The sequence below is a fragment of the Segatella copri genome (assembly GCF_015074785.1).
GTDB lineage: Bacteria > Bacteroidota > Bacteroidia > Bacteroidales > Bacteroidaceae > Prevotella.
In genome coordinates this window covers 87,310-103,516 of the sequence record NZ_CP042464.1, presented here as the reverse complement: position 1 = coordinate 103,516, position 16,207 = coordinate 87,310, and the positions used below count along the sequence as shown (strand labels likewise).

General features: G+C 46.5%; 16 protein-coding genes. 10 read left to right on the top strand and 6 right to left on the bottom strand.

The window, feature by feature from the left end; translation table 11 throughout:
* The first annotated feature begins 84 nt into the window (after positions 1–84).
* From FO447_RS00405 to FO447_RS00390, 3 genes are all read left to right on the top strand, one after another.
* On the top strand, positions 85–732 hold the full coding sequence (locus tag FO447_RS00405) for a hypothetical protein (protein ID WP_200757192.1): 648 nt from the start codon (positions 85–87) through the stop codon (positions 730–732).
* Between the two features lie 327 nt (positions 733–1,059).
* On the top strand, positions 1,060–1,245 hold the full coding sequence (locus tag FO447_RS00395) for a hypothetical protein (protein WP_117694438.1): 186 nt from the start codon (positions 1,060–1,062) through the stop codon (positions 1,243–1,245).
* A 27-nt stretch (positions 1,246–1,272) separates the two neighbouring features.
* Positions 1,273–1,494 (top strand): DUF1016 N-terminal domain-containing protein, encoded by a 222-nt coding sequence (locus tag FO447_RS00390; RefSeq protein ID WP_117694435.1) that lies wholly within the window; start codon positions 1,273–1,275, stop codon positions 1,492–1,494.
* A gap of 991 nt (positions 1,495–2,485) precedes the next feature.
* Here the strand turns inward: FO447_RS00390 and xseB are convergent.
* The 3 genes from xseB to FO447_RS00375 form a co-directional block, all read right to left on the bottom strand.
* Positions 2,486–2,680, bottom strand: a complete 195-nt coding sequence (gene xseB, locus FO447_RS00385) for an exodeoxyribonuclease VII small subunit (protein WP_006847759.1) — start codon at positions 2,678–2,680, stop codon at positions 2,486–2,488.
* A gap of 203 nt (positions 2,681–2,883) precedes the next feature.
* Positions 2,884–4,188: an exodeoxyribonuclease VII large subunit gene (gene xseA / locus FO447_RS00380; RefSeq protein ID WP_200757191.1), complete on the bottom strand. Its 1,305-nt coding sequence runs from the start codon at positions 4,186–4,188 to the stop codon at positions 2,884–2,886.
* Positions 4,189–4,318: 130 nt separating this feature from the next.
* On the bottom strand, positions 4,319–5,680 hold the full coding sequence (locus FO447_RS00375; protein ID WP_234699099.1) for a S8 family peptidase: 1,362 nt from the start codon (positions 5,678–5,680) through the stop codon (positions 4,319–4,321).
* A 363-nt stretch (positions 5,681–6,043) separates the two neighbouring features.
* Here FO447_RS00375 and FO447_RS00370 point away from each other — a divergent pair, with 363 nt between their 5' ends.
* The 7 genes from FO447_RS00370 (at position 6,044) to FO447_RS00340 (ending at position 13,387) form a co-directional block, all read left to right on the top strand.
* Entirely contained in the window at positions 6,044–7,420 is a 1,377-nt protein-coding gene (locus FO447_RS00370; RefSeq protein WP_200757189.1) for an MATE family efflux transporter, read from the top strand.
* Between the two features lie 135 nt (positions 7,421–7,555).
* Entirely contained in the window at positions 7,556–8,179 is a 624-nt protein-coding gene (locus FO447_RS00365) for an AAA family ATPase (protein WP_022121486.1), read from the top strand.
* Between the two features lie 68 nt (positions 8,180–8,247).
* Complete coding sequence (gene purT / locus FO447_RS00360) at positions 8,248–9,429, top strand: formate-dependent phosphoribosylglycinamide formyltransferase (RefSeq protein ID WP_006847765.1); 1,182 nt, start codon at positions 8,248–8,250, stop codon at positions 9,427–9,429.
* A 146-nt stretch (positions 9,430–9,575) separates the two neighbouring features.
* Positions 9,576–11,000: an MBOAT family O-acyltransferase gene (locus FO447_RS00355; protein ID WP_200757188.1), complete on the top strand. Its 1,425-nt coding sequence runs from the start codon at positions 9,576–9,578 to the stop codon at positions 10,998–11,000.
* 48 nt (positions 11,001–11,048) lie between these two features.
* Positions 11,049–11,954 (top strand): hypothetical protein, encoded by a 906-nt coding sequence (locus FO447_RS00350; protein WP_200757186.1) that lies wholly within the window; start codon positions 11,049–11,051, stop codon positions 11,952–11,954.
* A 48-nt stretch (positions 11,955–12,002) separates the two neighbouring features.
* Positions 12,003–12,431 carry a sugar 3,4-ketoisomerase gene (locus FO447_RS00345; RefSeq protein WP_200757184.1) on the top strand — a complete coding sequence of 143 codons (429 nt, stop codon included), beginning with the start codon at positions 12,003–12,005 and terminating at the stop codon, positions 12,429–12,431.
* A complete protein-coding gene (locus FO447_RS00340; protein ID WP_006847769.1) occupies positions 12,428–13,387 on the top strand; it encodes a GNAT family N-acetyltransferase in 960 nt (319 codons plus the stop codon). Before FO447_RS00345 ends, FO447_RS00340 begins: the two co-directional genes overlap by 4 nt.
* 73 nt (positions 13,388–13,460) lie before the next feature.
* Here the strand turns inward: FO447_RS00340 and FO447_RS00335 are convergent, their stop codons facing one another.
* The 3 genes from FO447_RS00335 to FO447_RS00325 are packed head-to-tail and all read right to left on the bottom strand — an operon-like array spanning position 13,461 to position 16,187.
* Positions 13,461–14,039, bottom strand: coding sequence for a LutC/YkgG family protein (locus FO447_RS00335; RefSeq protein ID WP_119229157.1), 579 nt, complete (start codon positions 14,037–14,039; stop codon positions 13,461–13,463).
* A gap of 40 nt (positions 14,040–14,079) precedes the next feature.
* Entirely contained in the window at positions 14,080–15,453 is a 1,374-nt protein-coding gene (locus tag FO447_RS00330; RefSeq protein ID WP_117694406.1) for a lactate utilization protein B, read from the bottom strand.
* The gene (locus FO447_RS00325) at positions 15,450–16,187 is read right to left on the bottom strand and encodes a (Fe-S)-binding protein (protein WP_117586984.1); all 738 of its coding nucleotides are present in this window, start codon (positions 16,185–16,187) and stop codon (positions 15,450–15,452) included. The genes FO447_RS00330 and FO447_RS00325 overlap by 4 nt, the downstream gene beginning before the upstream one ends.
* Positions 16,188–16,207 lie beyond the last annotated feature (20 nt).

Below are 16,207 nucleotides of genomic sequence, written 5' to 3'. Positions count from 1 at the left end.
TTCTATAATAAGGACATTCAGTTGGGAATAACAAAGTGACAATGATTAAGATTACAAAAGATTTAGATATATAACAAAGCGACAATGATTAAGATTATTAAAGATTTAGATATAACGGCTTCGGGTGTTAGTGTATTTAACCGCAAGTGGCAACCTGTCCATTTACAACAAGGAGAAATGGATGGGGCTTGTGCCGTATATTCCATGATGATGAACCTGCTCATACTAAAGGTTCTTACTCGTAATCAAATTGTCAACTTGAAAACAACATTTAAGGGAAATACCGCAAAAGGGAGACTCTTCAAAGAGTTCTTTGTGACAGAAGGACTGTGCCGTGATGGATTTTATTTTTCCGAAATAAAAGAAAAGCTATCCCATTCTTTTGCTAAAGAGGTTACATCTTCGCCTCTTCAATATACAGCATCTTTATCAGACCAAACTTCTTTTGTAGAAGAACTTAGGACTGCAATAGATAGCGACACGCCTTTGATTACCGCTCTGTCTTTTAAAGGTGGCGCTCATGCTGTACTTGCTATTGGGTATGAAGAACAAAAAGACGGTGTCAAGAAAATATTCTGTTTAGACCCAAGCTATGCCATAAGTCCGACATCCTTTTGGAATGGTGTAATAATCCTAAATGAGGGAAAAGGAAAGTACAGCCATCAGTATATAACAGATAAAGACGAAAAATATATCAATGTCAGTGAATCATTGAATATAAAAAAGAAATAACGATATGAGCGAAGAATTACAACAGAAATTTCTTGACAAACTTTGAGAAGTTGCAAACAAACTACGTGGCAATCAAGGACCTGGAGGCCAAACGTGCTGACCTTGACAAGGAGATTGAGGGCTATCTGAAAGAGTTGGGATTGTTAGAGTAAACTTTCCACAAGTTGTGGCAGAGTTCCCAGATATGAAAGGGCTTTCATACAGAAACTTGAAGTATATCAGACAATGGTATCAGTTTTATAATGAGCAACTTACAATTTGACAACAAGCTGTTTCCAAATTAGACGAAGTAAATGTGCAATAACTTGTTGCACAATTACAAGAAGGATGTCTAAGCTCATGCCTGAAAACATACAGAGCCAGTTGCCTACAATAGAAGACATTGAAGCAACACTTTCTGATATAAAGGAAACTAAGGATTTCAAAAAAGGTAATGATATGAAAAATAAAGATAATATACCGCAGTTCGTGAATAGCGACTCCTTCATGGCAGACAAGAACTATGTGAAGTGATTGTCTGACCTGAAGAAACGTTTCCGCATGGCACAACTTAAAGCTGCTGTCAAAGTGAATACGGAAATGCTCAAATTCTACTGGAGTTTGGGCGAGGACATTTGCGAGAAGCAGAAACAATACAAGTGGGGTGCAAAGGTTGTAGTTAGGCTTAGCCTTGATATGCGTTCGGAAATTCCTCAGAGTGAGGGATTTTCAAGACCTTTACCATGTAAAACGCTGGTTTGCGTTCTATTCAAGTCAAATTGAAAGAGGATGTGTCATAAGTTTATGATTCACCCTCTTCTATTTGTTGAAAGAGATAGAATATGTTGCTTGAAGAGATAGGATATGTTGTTGGAAGAGACAGAATAAGTTGTTGGAAGAGATAGGATATGTTGTTGAGACAGTCAGTATCTTCGGTCGCACAACAGCTGTTGTGCGCTTGCATAACAGCTGATATGCGCATGCACAACACCTGTTGTGCATGCGGTAGTCAACTGTTATACACCAACTATTATCCAGACTTATGACACACCCTCTTACAGGAAGTGGATAATGCAACAACCCCAATGCCAATGAACGAACATTGCTTGAAATAAAACAGGAAGCCTTTTGTCGTATCTTTGTCGATAGTTACCAAATGGTGAACAGCGGGGTGAACACTTGCCCCAAGCATTCACCTTTTCGGCTCTGGGGTGAACCCTAGTAAAAAGAACTTTGTATATACAGCGCATGCTAGAAATATAAGAATCTCTATTATAATGGGTTATGGGGTGTTTTTAACACATTATTAACGCTAAAGGTTGGCATCGAGGTTCACCCTTCACCGACTTCATCGCCAAGAGCAGAGGATGACTATTCGCAGCAGGATACCGCCCCCGACCTGCCCTTCTACGGGTGGGTAGGGTAAGTAAGGGGAGAGTACTTTCTAAGAGTTTCCTTATGTAAAGGTTCGTTTACTATAGGAAAGATATAGTATATATATAGACTCCCAGAAAAAGCGATTTCCTACTCACCCTAGTTACCCCCCGGCCGTAAACAAGATAGTTACGATGCCTAAGTATCATATTTACGGATGGTATTTAAGTCGCACACGGATCTCACAGATCTCACGGATCTTCTTCGTTGCAAGCAACGGTACTCACTAAGCCTCACAGCCAAAACTCCGAAGGAGCCAAAATCCGTGAGATCCGTGAGATCCGTGCGCGAAAATTCAACTTTCTTCTACAATTTCCAACAAGTTTCTGCTTATCGTAAATCAATCCTCGCTGAGGAGTTTCTTGATTTCCTCATCGGTCTTGGTGAGTTTGTCTTTACAGAGTTTCACCAAGGTTTTGGCACGTTTCAACTGCTCGGAGAGCTGATCAATATCGAGTTCATCATTCTCCATTCTTTCTACGATTTCTTCAAGCTCTCTTACGGCTTGTTCGTATTTCATTTCTTCTTTTTCCATATTTTTATTTTGTTTTGGGGTAACAGAGTTAATAGTGGATATTTTAAAGCTTTTGCCCTTACAGGGCGACAAGATTGCGTCCTTTATTACCCAGGGCGATGCCCTGGGCTAGGAGCTTCTGCCCTTTCAGGGCGTGTGAAGTTCAACGTTCAGGGCGTCTGGAGCCAGATTGCTATAAACTATTAACTATAAATTATAAACTATTATTCAACTTTTGCCTTCACGCTGCCCTCGGCCAACCTCGTTTCAATGATGTCGCCAGACTTCAGTTGCGAGGCAGAATGGATGCTTTTGCCATCTTTCAGCGTAATGCTGTAGCCACGTTTCAGCAACAATTCGGGGTCTTGTGCCTGGATGCGCTGGGAAAGAAGCTGCAGACGATGACTCTCGTTGAGCATCTTCCTTTCCAATATCGGCTGAACATTCTGAGAAAGAATCTCGAAATGGCGCTGGGCTTCCGATAGTTTCGACTGGACATTTGTGCTTAAACGACTCATCAAGCGGTCGAGATAGGCACCCTGCTTCGTCTTCACCAGCGAAAACTGGACAGGAATCGTGTTGCTCAGTCTGTCTAGCCTCATCTTCTCCACCTGCAGACGGTGCTTCACATTCTGCACGATAGCCTCTTGCGCATTCATTACACGAGCATAAACCTCAGTAAGATGATTAACGAGGAAGGCGGCAGCGGCTGTCGGTGTCTTTACACGTTGGAAAGAAATCATATCCAGCACACTCTCGTCCCTTTCATGTCCTATTCCCGTGATGATAGGCAGCGGGAAGTTTGCCACATTCTCGGCAAGCGCCAGAGTGTCGAAACCCGAGAGATCGCTCGTAGCACCACCGCCTCGGATGATGACTACGCAGTCAAACTGTTCCCATTCGGCATTGATACTGTCGAGGGCAGCTATCACACTCTGCTCTACCCCCTCGCCCTGCATCGTAGCCGGAAAGAGGCGGGTTTGAAACTGCAGACCATAATCGTTATCGGCAAGCTGGTTGCAGAAATCACCATATCCAGCAGCCGTAGCACTGGAAATGACGGCGATGCGCTGGCAGAACATCGGGAGCACCAACTCCTTCTGCAGTTCAAAGACGCCCTCTGCTTTCAGCGTATTGATGATTTCCAACCGCTTGCGCGCCATATCGCCCATCGTATAGTTAGGGTCAATATCATCTACTATCCAGGAAAAGCCATAGTTCTCATGAAACTGCGCGTGCACCTTGAGCAGCACTTTCATACCGGCATGAATGCGCTGTCCGGTGATGCGCTCGAAATTCGGTTTGATGAACATCCATCGGTTTCGCCAGCAGGAGGCATGCGCCTTGGCAATGGGCGTATTAGAGCGCTCATCCTTCTCGATGAGTTCCAGATAGCAGTGCCCGCCGTAGCCCTCGCGAGCCTCGGAGAGTTCCGCTTCCACCCAATAGCTGTCGGGCAAGGACATCGAAATGACCTCACGGACTATGGAGTTCAATTCATAGAGAGATAACCTTTTTACTTTGAACATTGAGCTTTGAACTTTGAACTTTGAACTTTATGAATACTATTACTTGGTACTTAGCCCCCTGGAACTTCCCTTATCATATAGCAGCAAAGCTAATCATAAAGTTCAAAGCTCCAAGTTCAAAGTTCCAAGTCTACCTAATCGCTTTCCCCGTCTGATAAGCCTTCCAGAAATCAGGCACACCATATCCGAATACATTATCGGGATGATGCTGATTATTACCAGCCAATCTCACGAGTTTCATAATCTGCTTAGCCGTCTTCTGAGGCAAAGCCTGCCAGAGACACGCTACCATTCCGGCGATGAGCGGAGAAGAGAAAGACGTTCCGTTATCATTGATGATATTTCCACGGCCCGTAATCACACAGGTAGGACTTCCGTAAGCCATCACGTCAGGTTTGATTCTGCCGTCAGCAGTAGGTCCCACGGCACTGAAAGCCGCATTCTCGCCCATTTCGTTTACGCTGCCCACGGTAAGGATATTGCGTGCATCAGCAGGGAAATTGATTTTCTTCCAGCTTCCCATTCCGTCGTTTCCTGCAGAATTGACACAGATGATTCCCTTGTCAGCACACATCGAAGCGGTGCGGGAGATGAGGGTAGAATTGCCATCCTGCTCATTATAATGATGGTTGGTTGACGCATCATCGAAGCCATGATAGCCTAACGAAGAGTTGATGACATCCACGCCGCAACTGTCAGCATATTCAGCCGCAAAAGCCCAGTAATCCTCTTCTGCCAGACTCTCTGTGCGCTCATCTTCACAGCGCACCAGCAGATATTGAGCCTCAGGCGCCACCCCCACGAATCTTTCGGGTTCGTTGGCAGCCATCGTAGAAAGCACCATCGTTCCATGCTCCATCTCGGCGAAAACATTCTTGGATTGAGGAACCACAAAGTCCTTAACGCCCGCCAATCTGATATTATGCAGCGCCGGAATCTTATCCACATTCATGAATCCGCCGTCGAAGACAGCAATCATCATTCCTCTGCCCAAATGTCCGGTTTCATGCAGCCGCTTGCCGTTGAGCGACTGGATCTGCGCATCGGCAGCACCATATTCGCCTACTCCACCAGTCCAATCGTTCAATCCCCTGCGAACGCTACTTCTGACGCGCTGACTGACAGAATCGGGAGCAGAGAAGACCTTCATTTTCCGTGTGATGAAATCGAGTTCATCCAGTTTCCGTAGTTCCTTCTCCTTATGAATGCGGACCAGCAGGGTATTGTTCCACTTGCTCTTGCCCACAATCTCGATGCCTGCCTCGCTTACAGCCTGCTCATAAGCAGGAGCCACAGGCAAATCGGTAACATCGATGGGCAGATTCTGCCTCTTTCTGCGCTCTATGGAACGGGAAGAGAGGAATTCTGCCGGGCGACTTACCGAGAAGGGAGTGTGACTGAGGTCTTTGTCTCTGAGATAAAGACGATACATCATACACTTGCCTCCAGGATACGACACCATATCGGTTTCGGCGATGCGGGGCAACCGCATCAGTTGCTCAAAATTACTAACCCTGTCTTCGCGAGCAAACAAAGAAAGAGTGGTCATTAAAAATGCATAAAGCATCAAAAATTTTTTCATCATTATATCGGTAGTCCGGTTTGTTATTGTTGTTGCTGCAATATTTCTGTATTGCATTTATTAATCAGTTGAATTGTTTATTCTGAAGTGCAAAAGTACAGAAATTGTACGAAAACACCAAAGGAAAAGGGAAGTTTTTATCATGAAATGCAAGTTTTTCTCATATATATAATAAGGTATCAGATATTTTTTGTACTTTTGCAGACAAGTAGCCGCTGCAATTGCATTCTGAAAGAAGCAGGGCAAGCGGCTATGAGGCAAAAACAGATATAAATGGAAAATAAACAAGCGACATTAGAATTAGGTACGAAGCCGGTGGGCAAGCTGCTCGTTCAGTATGCCTTGCCAGCTATGATTGCGATGACCGCCGCCTCACTCTACAACATCGTAGACCGAGTATTCATCGGTCAGGGTGTGGGAGCCATGGCCATCTCAGGTCTCGCCATCACCTTCCCCTTCATGAACCTCACCGCTGCCTTCGGAGCCGGTGTGGGCGTAGGAGCGTCTACTGCCATCAGCGTGAAGTTGGGACAAAAAGACTATGCCACAGCGCAAAACATTCTGGGTAACACGATTTCACTGAATCTCATCATCGGTATCGGACTGAGCATCATCTGTCTGCTCTTCCTCGACCCAATCCTGAGATTCTTCGGAGCCAGCGACCAGACGCTCATCTATGCCCATGAGTATATGGTCATCATCCTGCTGGGCAATGTGGTGAGCCACATGTATTTCGGCATGAACGCCCTGCTCCGAGCAGCGAGCAAGCCCAAGCAGGCGATGTACGCCACCATCTTCACGGTGGTGATGAACGTGATACTCGATGCCCTCTTCATCCTCGTCTTCAAATGGGGAATACAGGGTGCCGCCATCGCCACCATCCTTTCGCAGCTGATGGCGCTGATGTGGCAGATCAAGCTCTTCAGCAACAAGAGTGAACTGCTCCACTTCAAGAAAGGAATCTACAAACTGAAGAGGAAACTCGTAGATAACATCCTCGCCATCGGCATTTCGCCTTTCCTGATGAACGTGTGCGCCTGCATCATCGTCATCTTCATCAACAACCAGCTGGTGCGGTTCGGAGGCGACCTCTCCGTGGGAGCCTACGGAATAGCCAATGGTATTGCGATGGTGTTCATCATGTTCGTATTAGGCGTAAACCAGGGAATGCAGCCTATAGCCGGCTACAACTATGGAGCACAGAAACTGGACCGACTGATGCGCGTACTGAATCTGAGCATCATTGCCGCCACCGCCATCATGGTAACGGGCTGGCTGATAGCGATGTTCCTGCCTTACTACTGCGCGAGAATGTTTACTACCGATAAGCATCTGATAGACCTGGGCATTAAGGCGATCAGAGTAGTGATGTTCTGCTTCCCGGTCATCGGGTTCCAGATGGTCATCACGAACTTCTTCCAGTGCATCGGAAAGGTGAAGATCAGTATCTTCCTCTCCTTGTCGAGACAGTTGCTCATCCTTCTGCCGCTCCTGGCTTTCCTGCCGATGATCTGGGACATTGATGGAGTATGGTACAGTATGCCTATCTCCGACTTCTCAGCCGCAGTCATCGCCGGAGTCGTCATGGTATGGTACATGAACAAGTTGAAAAGACAACACCAAGAACAGCTAAAAGTTAAAAGTTTATAGTTAATAGGGCATTCATTCAGTTAATAGTTTGAAATTTATAGTTTATAGCAATCTTGCTAACTGCTAAGCCCTATAAACTTTCAACTATAAACTGTAAACTATAAACTGTAAACTATAAATTATAAACTATAAATTATGAATAAGATTATCATAAACGTGGGTCGCCAGATAGGTAGCGGCGGCCATATCATCGCCGAGAAGCTGGCGGAGGATTTCGGTTGCAAATGTTACGACCGTGAGCTGCTGAATCTTGCCGCCAAGGAGAGTGGATTCTCTGAGAAATTCTTCGAGCAGAACGATGAGCAGAAGGGATTCTTCAAGTCTCTCTTCCATACCCATCTGCCCTTCCTGAGCGATAACAATTTCTATCACAACGACTTCTCGCAGGAAGGTCTGTACAAGTTCCAGAGCGACGCCATCAGAAAGGCTGCCGATGAGGGCAACTGCGTGTTTGTGGGCAGAACCGCCGACTATGTACTGCGTGATTACAAGAACGTGATCAACATCTTCATCACCGCCAATATCGACGACCGCATCAAGGCAGTGTGCAAGCGAAAGGACATCGACAGAGCCTCCGCTCGCAAGTTCATCGAAAGCCATGAGGAGCAGCGCGCCTCTTACTACGATTACTATACAGGCAAGAAGTGGGGACACAGCGAGAGCTACGACCTCTGCATCAACAGCAGCCATCTGGGAATCGAAGAAACAGAGAAGTTTATCGCAGAATTTATCAGAAAGAAGTTCGGACTTAGTGATTAATTATTAGTGATTAATTATTTGTTATTAGTGATTAATTTTAGGGACATAAAACATTAAACATCATATAAATGAAGAAGATTATGCTTTTGGGCTCAGGCGAACTGGGCAAAGAATTTACCATCGCCGCAAAGCGAGCAGGACAGTACGTCATCGCTTGCGACAAGTATGACAATGCACCAGCCATGCAGGTAGCCGACGAGCGAGAAGTGTTCTCGATGCTCGATGGCGACGCATTGACCGCAGTGGTAGAGAAACATCACCCAGACATCATCGTGCCTGAGATTGAAGCTATCCGCACCGAGCGACTCTTCGACTTCGAGAAGGAGGGCATCCAGGTTGTGCCTTCTGCACGTGCCGTGAACTACACCATGAACCGCCGTGCCATCCGCGACCTTGCCGCCAAGGAACTGGGGCTGCGCACCGCCAAGTACTTCTATGCCAAGACCTTCGAGGAGTTTAAGAACGCTGCCGATGAAATCGGTTTCCCATGCGTAGTGAAACCTCTGATGAGTTCAAGCGGTCATGGACAGAGCTATGTTCACAACGATGATGAACTGAAGGAGGCTTACAAGGAAGCAATGGAAGAAGGTCGTGGCGACGTGAAGGAAGTAATCATCGAGGAATTTATCGACTTCGATTCTGAGTTCACCCTGCTCACCGTCACCCAGAAAGACGGTCCTACCCTCTTCTGTCCGCCTATCGGCCACGTACAGAAGGGCGGCGACTACCGCGAGAGTTGGCAGCCATTCCAGATTCCAGAGGAGGCTTTGAAGAAGGCTGAGCACATTGCCGGTGAAGTAACCAAGGCATTGACTGGTGCCGGTCTCTGGGGCGTAGAGTTCTTCCTGAGCAAGCAGGGCGAAGTCATCTTCTCAGAGTTGAGTCCTCGTCCACACGATACAGGTATGGTAACCCTCGGTCACACCACCAATCTGAGCGAGTTTGAACTCCATTTCCGTGCCGTGATGGGCTTGCCTATCGCCGGAATCCATCTGGAGCACATCGGCTGTTCTGCCGTCATCCTCTCACCAGAGGAAAGCACCGAGCCATTAAACTACAATATGCTCGATGCGCTGAAGGAAGACCATACCCGCATCCGTATCTTCGGCAAGCCAGAGGCTCACGTAGGCAGAAGAATGGGTGTAGTGCTCTGCTACGGCGAAAAGGGCGATGACCTCAACCAGCTTCGCGACAAGGCAAAGCGCCTGGCAAAAACCGTATTGGGAACCGACCCATACATGAAGAAATAACATCATCCCCCATTAAAAAATACCGAGAGGGCAGATTTGTTACCTGCCCAGCAACAAAGAATACAGAAAGCGAGAAGTTAACTGTTTAACAGTTAACAGTTCGTTTTCTGTACTTCTTTTATTGAAAACTCGCCCACACTATTCCAATGATTTACAATTCATTTCTATACATCACCTTATTTCCCTTCCTCTTCTTGCTGCTCCATGCCATCAAGAAGGAAGCCATCAAAAAGTATTTTTTGTTGGCGATTTCCTATGCCCTATACTACTATTACAACCAGTCATTGGCAGCTATACTTTTGGTGGTAACACTCATCTCATATACTTCCGCTCTATTGATAGAAAGAAATAAGGGAAAGGAGAGAACAAACAGCACCTCAAACAACAGAAGCAAACTCATTGTTTATTTAGGAGCCCTTCTCACCACCCTCCCCCTGCTCTTCTACAAATATACAGACTTTATCCTCACAGAGGTGCTCTACATGGATAGCCTCTCATCTCACCATACCCTCATAGTACCACTGGGTATCTCTTTCTTCACCTTTCAGGCATTGAGTTATCTCTTCGATGTTTACAGAGATAAGTATCAAGCAGAGCATCATCTGCCCACCTACATGCTCTATATATCCTTCTTCCCATCCATCACGGCAGGTCCTATCAACCGATACGATGCCCTGAGATGCCAACTGAGCCAGCTGGTGCGTCCTAACTATCAGCAGTTGGCAAATGGTGCCAAGATGATAGTGTGGGGTATGTTCTTGAAGACGGTTATTGCCGACCGTCTCTTGCTCTACGTGAATCCCGTGCTGGATGGCTATATGCAGCACAGTGGATCAGAATTGCTGGCAGCCTCCGTCCTCTATTCCATCCAACTATACACCGACTTTGCCGGCTACTCTCTCATAGCCATCGGTTCGGCTTCCATGCTCGGCATCCGCTTGCAACAGAATTTCCACAATCCCTACTTTGCCCATAGCGTCACCGACTTTTGGCATCGTTGGCACATCAGTCTCTCCCAATGGCTGCGCGATTACATCTACATCCCCATAGGCGGAAACAGATGCAGCAAGGGGAGAACCTATCTCAACATCATTATCACCTTCCTCATCAGTGGCATTTGGCATGGGGCTAACTGGACCTTCATACTTTGGGGAGTTCTTCACGGATTCTTCCAAGTGATGGAGAAGATGCTAAGCTTCACCAAAGAGAGTAGAAATACCGAGCACAAAGTTAGGCAGAGAATGAGGAGAGGAATAAGCATCCTCATCAACTTCCTGCTCATCAACTTCCTATGGATATTCTTCCGAATGCCAAGCGTGGGCGATGCCTTCCATGTAATCGGCAAGATATTCACTGAGCAAGACATGAACTTCTGGGTATTTGAAAAATTCATCCTCTTATTCATCTTGATGGTATTCGCCAAAGATCTCATCGTTGAAGTAACCCCAAGTCAAAATCCATTCCATCATCCGAAGCTCTGGGTGAGATGGTGTACATACGTCGTGGTAACTACCAGCATCTTCCTCTTCGGTGTATTCGATTCGGGGCAATTCATCTACGCAGGTTTCTAAATCGTAAGCTAAAATAAACGTAAGTTGAAACAAATCGTAAGCTGAAATATGAAAAAGTTCTTAAGTAAAATCATGGTCTTTCTTATCTTGCTGACCATCATATATATCATCACGGCACAAACCTTTCGTTATCTCGACCTTCAGGTAAAAGGCGAGAGCGGCAGGATGCGCTATATCCACAATGAGCTGATAGCCGACTCCATCATCATGGGGTCGTCGAGAGCCTTGCATCACTACGACCCAGACATCTTGGGCAACTATTATAATGTGGGAGAAGACCGCATGGGCATCATCTTCAGCATGGGCAGACTGCAACTACTCAAGCAAAGACGCATGCCCTACATGCTCATCTACGATGTAGAACCAGACTATGACCTGCTGCAAGATGACAACAGTACCTATCTCACCAACCTGCGCCCCTATTACCACCGACCAGGCATACGAGAGATTTTCTGGGACGTGGACTCCACCGAGCGCATCAAGATGCTCTTTCCTTTCTATCAGTATAATTCGAGGTTACTCAAGCTGCTTGCCGACTGGCGTCATCCAGCCATGAGCTATACCAAGGGTTACTCTCCCTACGAGGGATGCCAAGCCATCGAGAAGGAGACCTTACCCCAAAACAAACACGACAGAAAGAAATATGAATATCTGCACAAGTTGATAGCCGAATGCAAAAGGAGCCATACCAGCCTCATATTCACAGCATCGCCACAGCTATCCTACCAAAGCGACTCAGTATTTCGCAGGTTCAAGCTTATCTGCCAACAGGAAGGCATCCCATTCCTTAACCATTATTGCGACACTGCCTACACCCATCACAGGGCATTATTCCACAATGCCAACCATCTGAACCGTGAAGGTGCAAGCCTCTACTCCAAGGAAATTAAGAAGGAAATGAGCCATCGTAAGTTCAATGCCAGCATCAAGTTGTCCAAGAAGGATAAGCAATAAGCAATAAAAAAAGAAAAAGAGCGTTATCAAATAAAAGAATACAACTTTATGAAAGAATTAGGTAGAATCATCAAATTACATACCATATCCGACCCTAGAGGCAACCTGACTGTATCAGAGGAGAACATCGAGCTTCCCTTCGACTTGAAACGTGCCTACTGGATATACAATGTGCCACAGGGTGGCAACCGAGGCGGTCATGCCCACAAAAAGCTCCAGCAAGTCATCATCGCCGTGCATGGATCATTTACCGTATCCCTAGACAACGGCAAGGAGACCAAGAAATACCAGCTCAGCAATCCTGGCATGGGGCTCTATCTCGGCACAGAGATATGGCGCACACTGGATGATTTCTCCGAGGGAGCCGTATGCCTGGTGCTTGCCTCTGAACTTTATGAGCCAGAAGACTATCTGTATGAATACGATGAATTTCTGAAATACATCCATACCACACATAGCACAACATCAGAGCCATGATAGAAATCAAAAGATATACCCCAAAAGACGCTGCCGAATGGAACAACTTTGTTTGGAAATCCAGACAAGGCACCTTCCTCTTCGACAGAAACTATATGGACTATCATCAAGACAGATTTCATGACCATTCCTTGATGTTCTATTATAAAGGACGCTTGTATGCCATTCTTCCTGCCAATGAAACTGCGGATGAGGACAAGAAGATTCTCTATTCTCACCAAGGACTGACGTATGGAGGCTTACTGACTTGTTCCAAGGTAACAGCAGAAGTTTGCATCGACATCTTTCAGGCTCTCAAGGACTATCTCCTGCAAAATGATTTCCAGTTATGTATCTACAAGGCAATGCCATGGATATACCAGAGCATCCCTTCGGAAGAGGACCTCTATGCTCTCTCCTATATTGGGAAGGCAAAGTTGATAGCTAGAGAGATTTCCACTACCATTTTTCTCAATGCCCCCTTACGATTCAGCGAGCAGAGAAGAAGAGGCATCAAGAAAGCTGTGAGCCATGGACTAAGTGTTGGATTTACAAAATTTCCAAAGGACATCACAGACTTTTGGGATTTATTGGACAAGAATCTTTGGCAGAGGCATAATACTCATCCTGTACACTCGAAAGAGGAACTGCAATTACTTATGCATCGTTTTCCAGACCACATTCTCTGCTTTGTGGTAAAGAAAGATGAAACGATTATTGGTGGAAGCATCGTATATACTACCCCCCAAGTAATTCATACCCAGTATATCGCTGCCAACGAATTGGGCAAGGAACTGGGAGCTTTGGATGCCCTCTTCGACTTTATCCTCCACAAATGCCCATGGAATGTCCCATACTTCGACTTCGGCAAATCCACAGAAGATGCGGGCAAGTATCTCAACAAGAATCTCATCCACCAAAAGGAAGGATTCGGAGGAAGAGGGGTCATCTACGACACATACCAATGGGAAATCTAACTGAGCAGAGATAAGAATAAAGCCCACCGATTTGGTGGGCTTTATTCGTATAGATTAAGATTCAATACTTCTTTTACAAAAGCACTACGGTTACGCCTCTGGCTGCCTGCGCACCCATTACCAGAGCCTGCTCAATATCGGCAGTCTTGGAAGGACCACTGATGAAAATACCGAAATTGTACTTCGGATCCATCTCAATACGGGCATAAGCCTCATGCATATTGTTCACAATCTTCTCTTTTTCGAGGAATATTACAAGGTATTCCGAGATAAAGAGCACCGCTTTCTCCTTCATGGTCTGAGGAATCCAGATGCAGCCATTCTCGGCAACACCCACTTCACCACGAACAATACCCACATCAGTACCATTCAGGTCGTTAGCCTCAGCCACGGTATCAGGATTCTTCTGGGCAATCGTGATTTCTGGCAGATGAGAAGCAAAGACCTTGGCTTCCGGATAAGCCTTCTTCACCAGCTCATCCAGACTCTCACCCTCCTTCGCCTCTATCACATGACCGCCTACCGATTCCGTCATCTCAATAAACTGTTTCAGCGTATCCTCATACTGGATACCCTTCACATCTACGGCAGGCATATCGAATTGAACGTGCGTATTCTTACGCAACTTGTTCAGGAAATCTTCTTTCTTCATTGAACTTTGAAATTTGAACTTTGAACTTTATGATTACCCACTACTTCACCTTTCCTTCTTTCCAAAGCTGATGGAAACTCTTCTTTGCAAACTCAGGCATGGCGTGACCGATGCCCCAGGCATTCCAATTGCTGAAGTGCGTACAGCATTCAGGAACCAGATTGACAAGCGGAGCAAACTTCAGGGCAGTGGTGTAGAGCGCAGGACGGTCGAAGAGATACTTCATACCATTCGACATCGCCTTCTTGACAGGATCAGCCTTACCCAACTTCTCCAGACTCTGGCGCCAGACATAAATCTGAGAACCCGGTCCTACCTTGGAAGGACAGACATTATCGCAAGACAAGCACAAAGTACATGCCGAAACATTGTCGCTGTACTTCTGAGGATTCTTCAGCATACCCAGGTTCACGCCAATAGGACCCGGAATAAAATAGGTGTAGCTGTAACCACCCGAACGACGATAAACCGGACAGGTATTCATGCAGGCACCGCAGCGCATACACTTCAACGTCTGCCAGTGGTCCTTATCAGCAAGAATGTCGCTTCTGCCGTTATCCACCAATACCACATGCATCTCGGCACCCGGACGAGCCTGGCGGAAATGAGAGGTAAAGGTAGTGGTAGGCTGACCGGTTCCGCAGCGGCAAAGCAGGCGCTGGAATACAGCCAGTGACTTATAATCAGGAACCAGTTTCTCAATACCCATCGCTACGATATGGAGCTTAGGCATGGAAGTGGTCATATCCGCATTACCCTCGTTGGTGCAGACCACGCAATCGCCGGTAGCAGCCACACCGAAGTTACAGCCAGTCATACCAGCTCCAGCTTCCATAAACTGGTCGCGGAGATGATGACGGGCACAGCGGGTCAGATAAGTAGGATCATAGTTGCCGATTTCCTTGGAGATTCCCTTCTCCTCGAACATCTTACCTACCTCCTCACGCTTCAGGTGGATGGCAGGCATCACGATATGGCTAGGCTTCTGACCCAGAAGCTGGATGATGCGCTCACCCAGGTCGGTCTCCACCACGTCAATGCCGTGCTGCTCCAGATAAGGATTCATCTCGCACTCCTCGGTGAGCATCGACTTCGACTTCACCATCTTCTTCACGTTATGATCTTTCAGGATACCGAGCACAATCTCATTAAATTCCTGTGCATCCTTTGCCCAGTGAACCTTCACCCCACGGCTCTCCAGATTCTTGGAAAACATATCGAGATAATCGGCGAGATGAGTAATCGTGTGCATCTTGATTTCAGACGCATGCTCGCGGAGATCTTCCCACTCAGGAAGTTCCTGCGCCATCTTATCTCTTTTCTGACGAACAGACCAGAAGGTAGCGTCGTGCCAGGTGGTCTTCTCTACGTTCTGCGTAAACTTCGCAGCTCTCTTGGAATGTTCTGTACTCATAGTCCTGCAGCTAATATTTGAACAACATGAATAAACTTGATCGGCATCTTCTCTTTCTTGGCGATTCCAGCCATGTGCATCAGACAGGAAGAATCCGGTCCGGTAACAAACTCAGCGCCTGTAGCCATGTGGCGCTTGATCTTCTCCTCGCCCATACGGGTAGAAACGGCAGGTTCCTCAATAGAGAACATACCGCCAAATCCGCAGCACTCATCCTTGCGCTCCGGTTCGTGGATGGTAATGCCTTCCACCATATTCAATAGATCGATAATCTTGTTGAATGGCTTGATGTGTCGCTCGGATGGAGACGACAAGCCCAGTTCGCGCACACCGTGACAACTGTTGTGCACACTCACCACATGCGGGAATTTGCCCGGCACATGATCCACCTTCAGCACATCGTGAAGGAACTCCACAACATCCATGATTTTCTTAGAGGAAACACACTCGTGCTTACCCTCAAGGATTTTAGGATAATACACCTTTACGTAAGCGGCACATGAGGCAGAAGGAGCTACGATGTAATCGTAATCCTTGAACAACTCATCAAATGTCTCTATGACCTTCTCCGACTTGTCCTGAAAACCGGCATTAGCCATTGGCTGGCCGCAGCAAGTCTGTTTTTCGGGATAACCCACGTCTAGTCCGTAATGCTTAAGCAACTTGTATGTAGCCACACCCGCTTCAGGGTAAAGGGCATCCACATAACAAGGGACGAATAATCCGACTTTCATTGTTGTTATATTTATCTTGT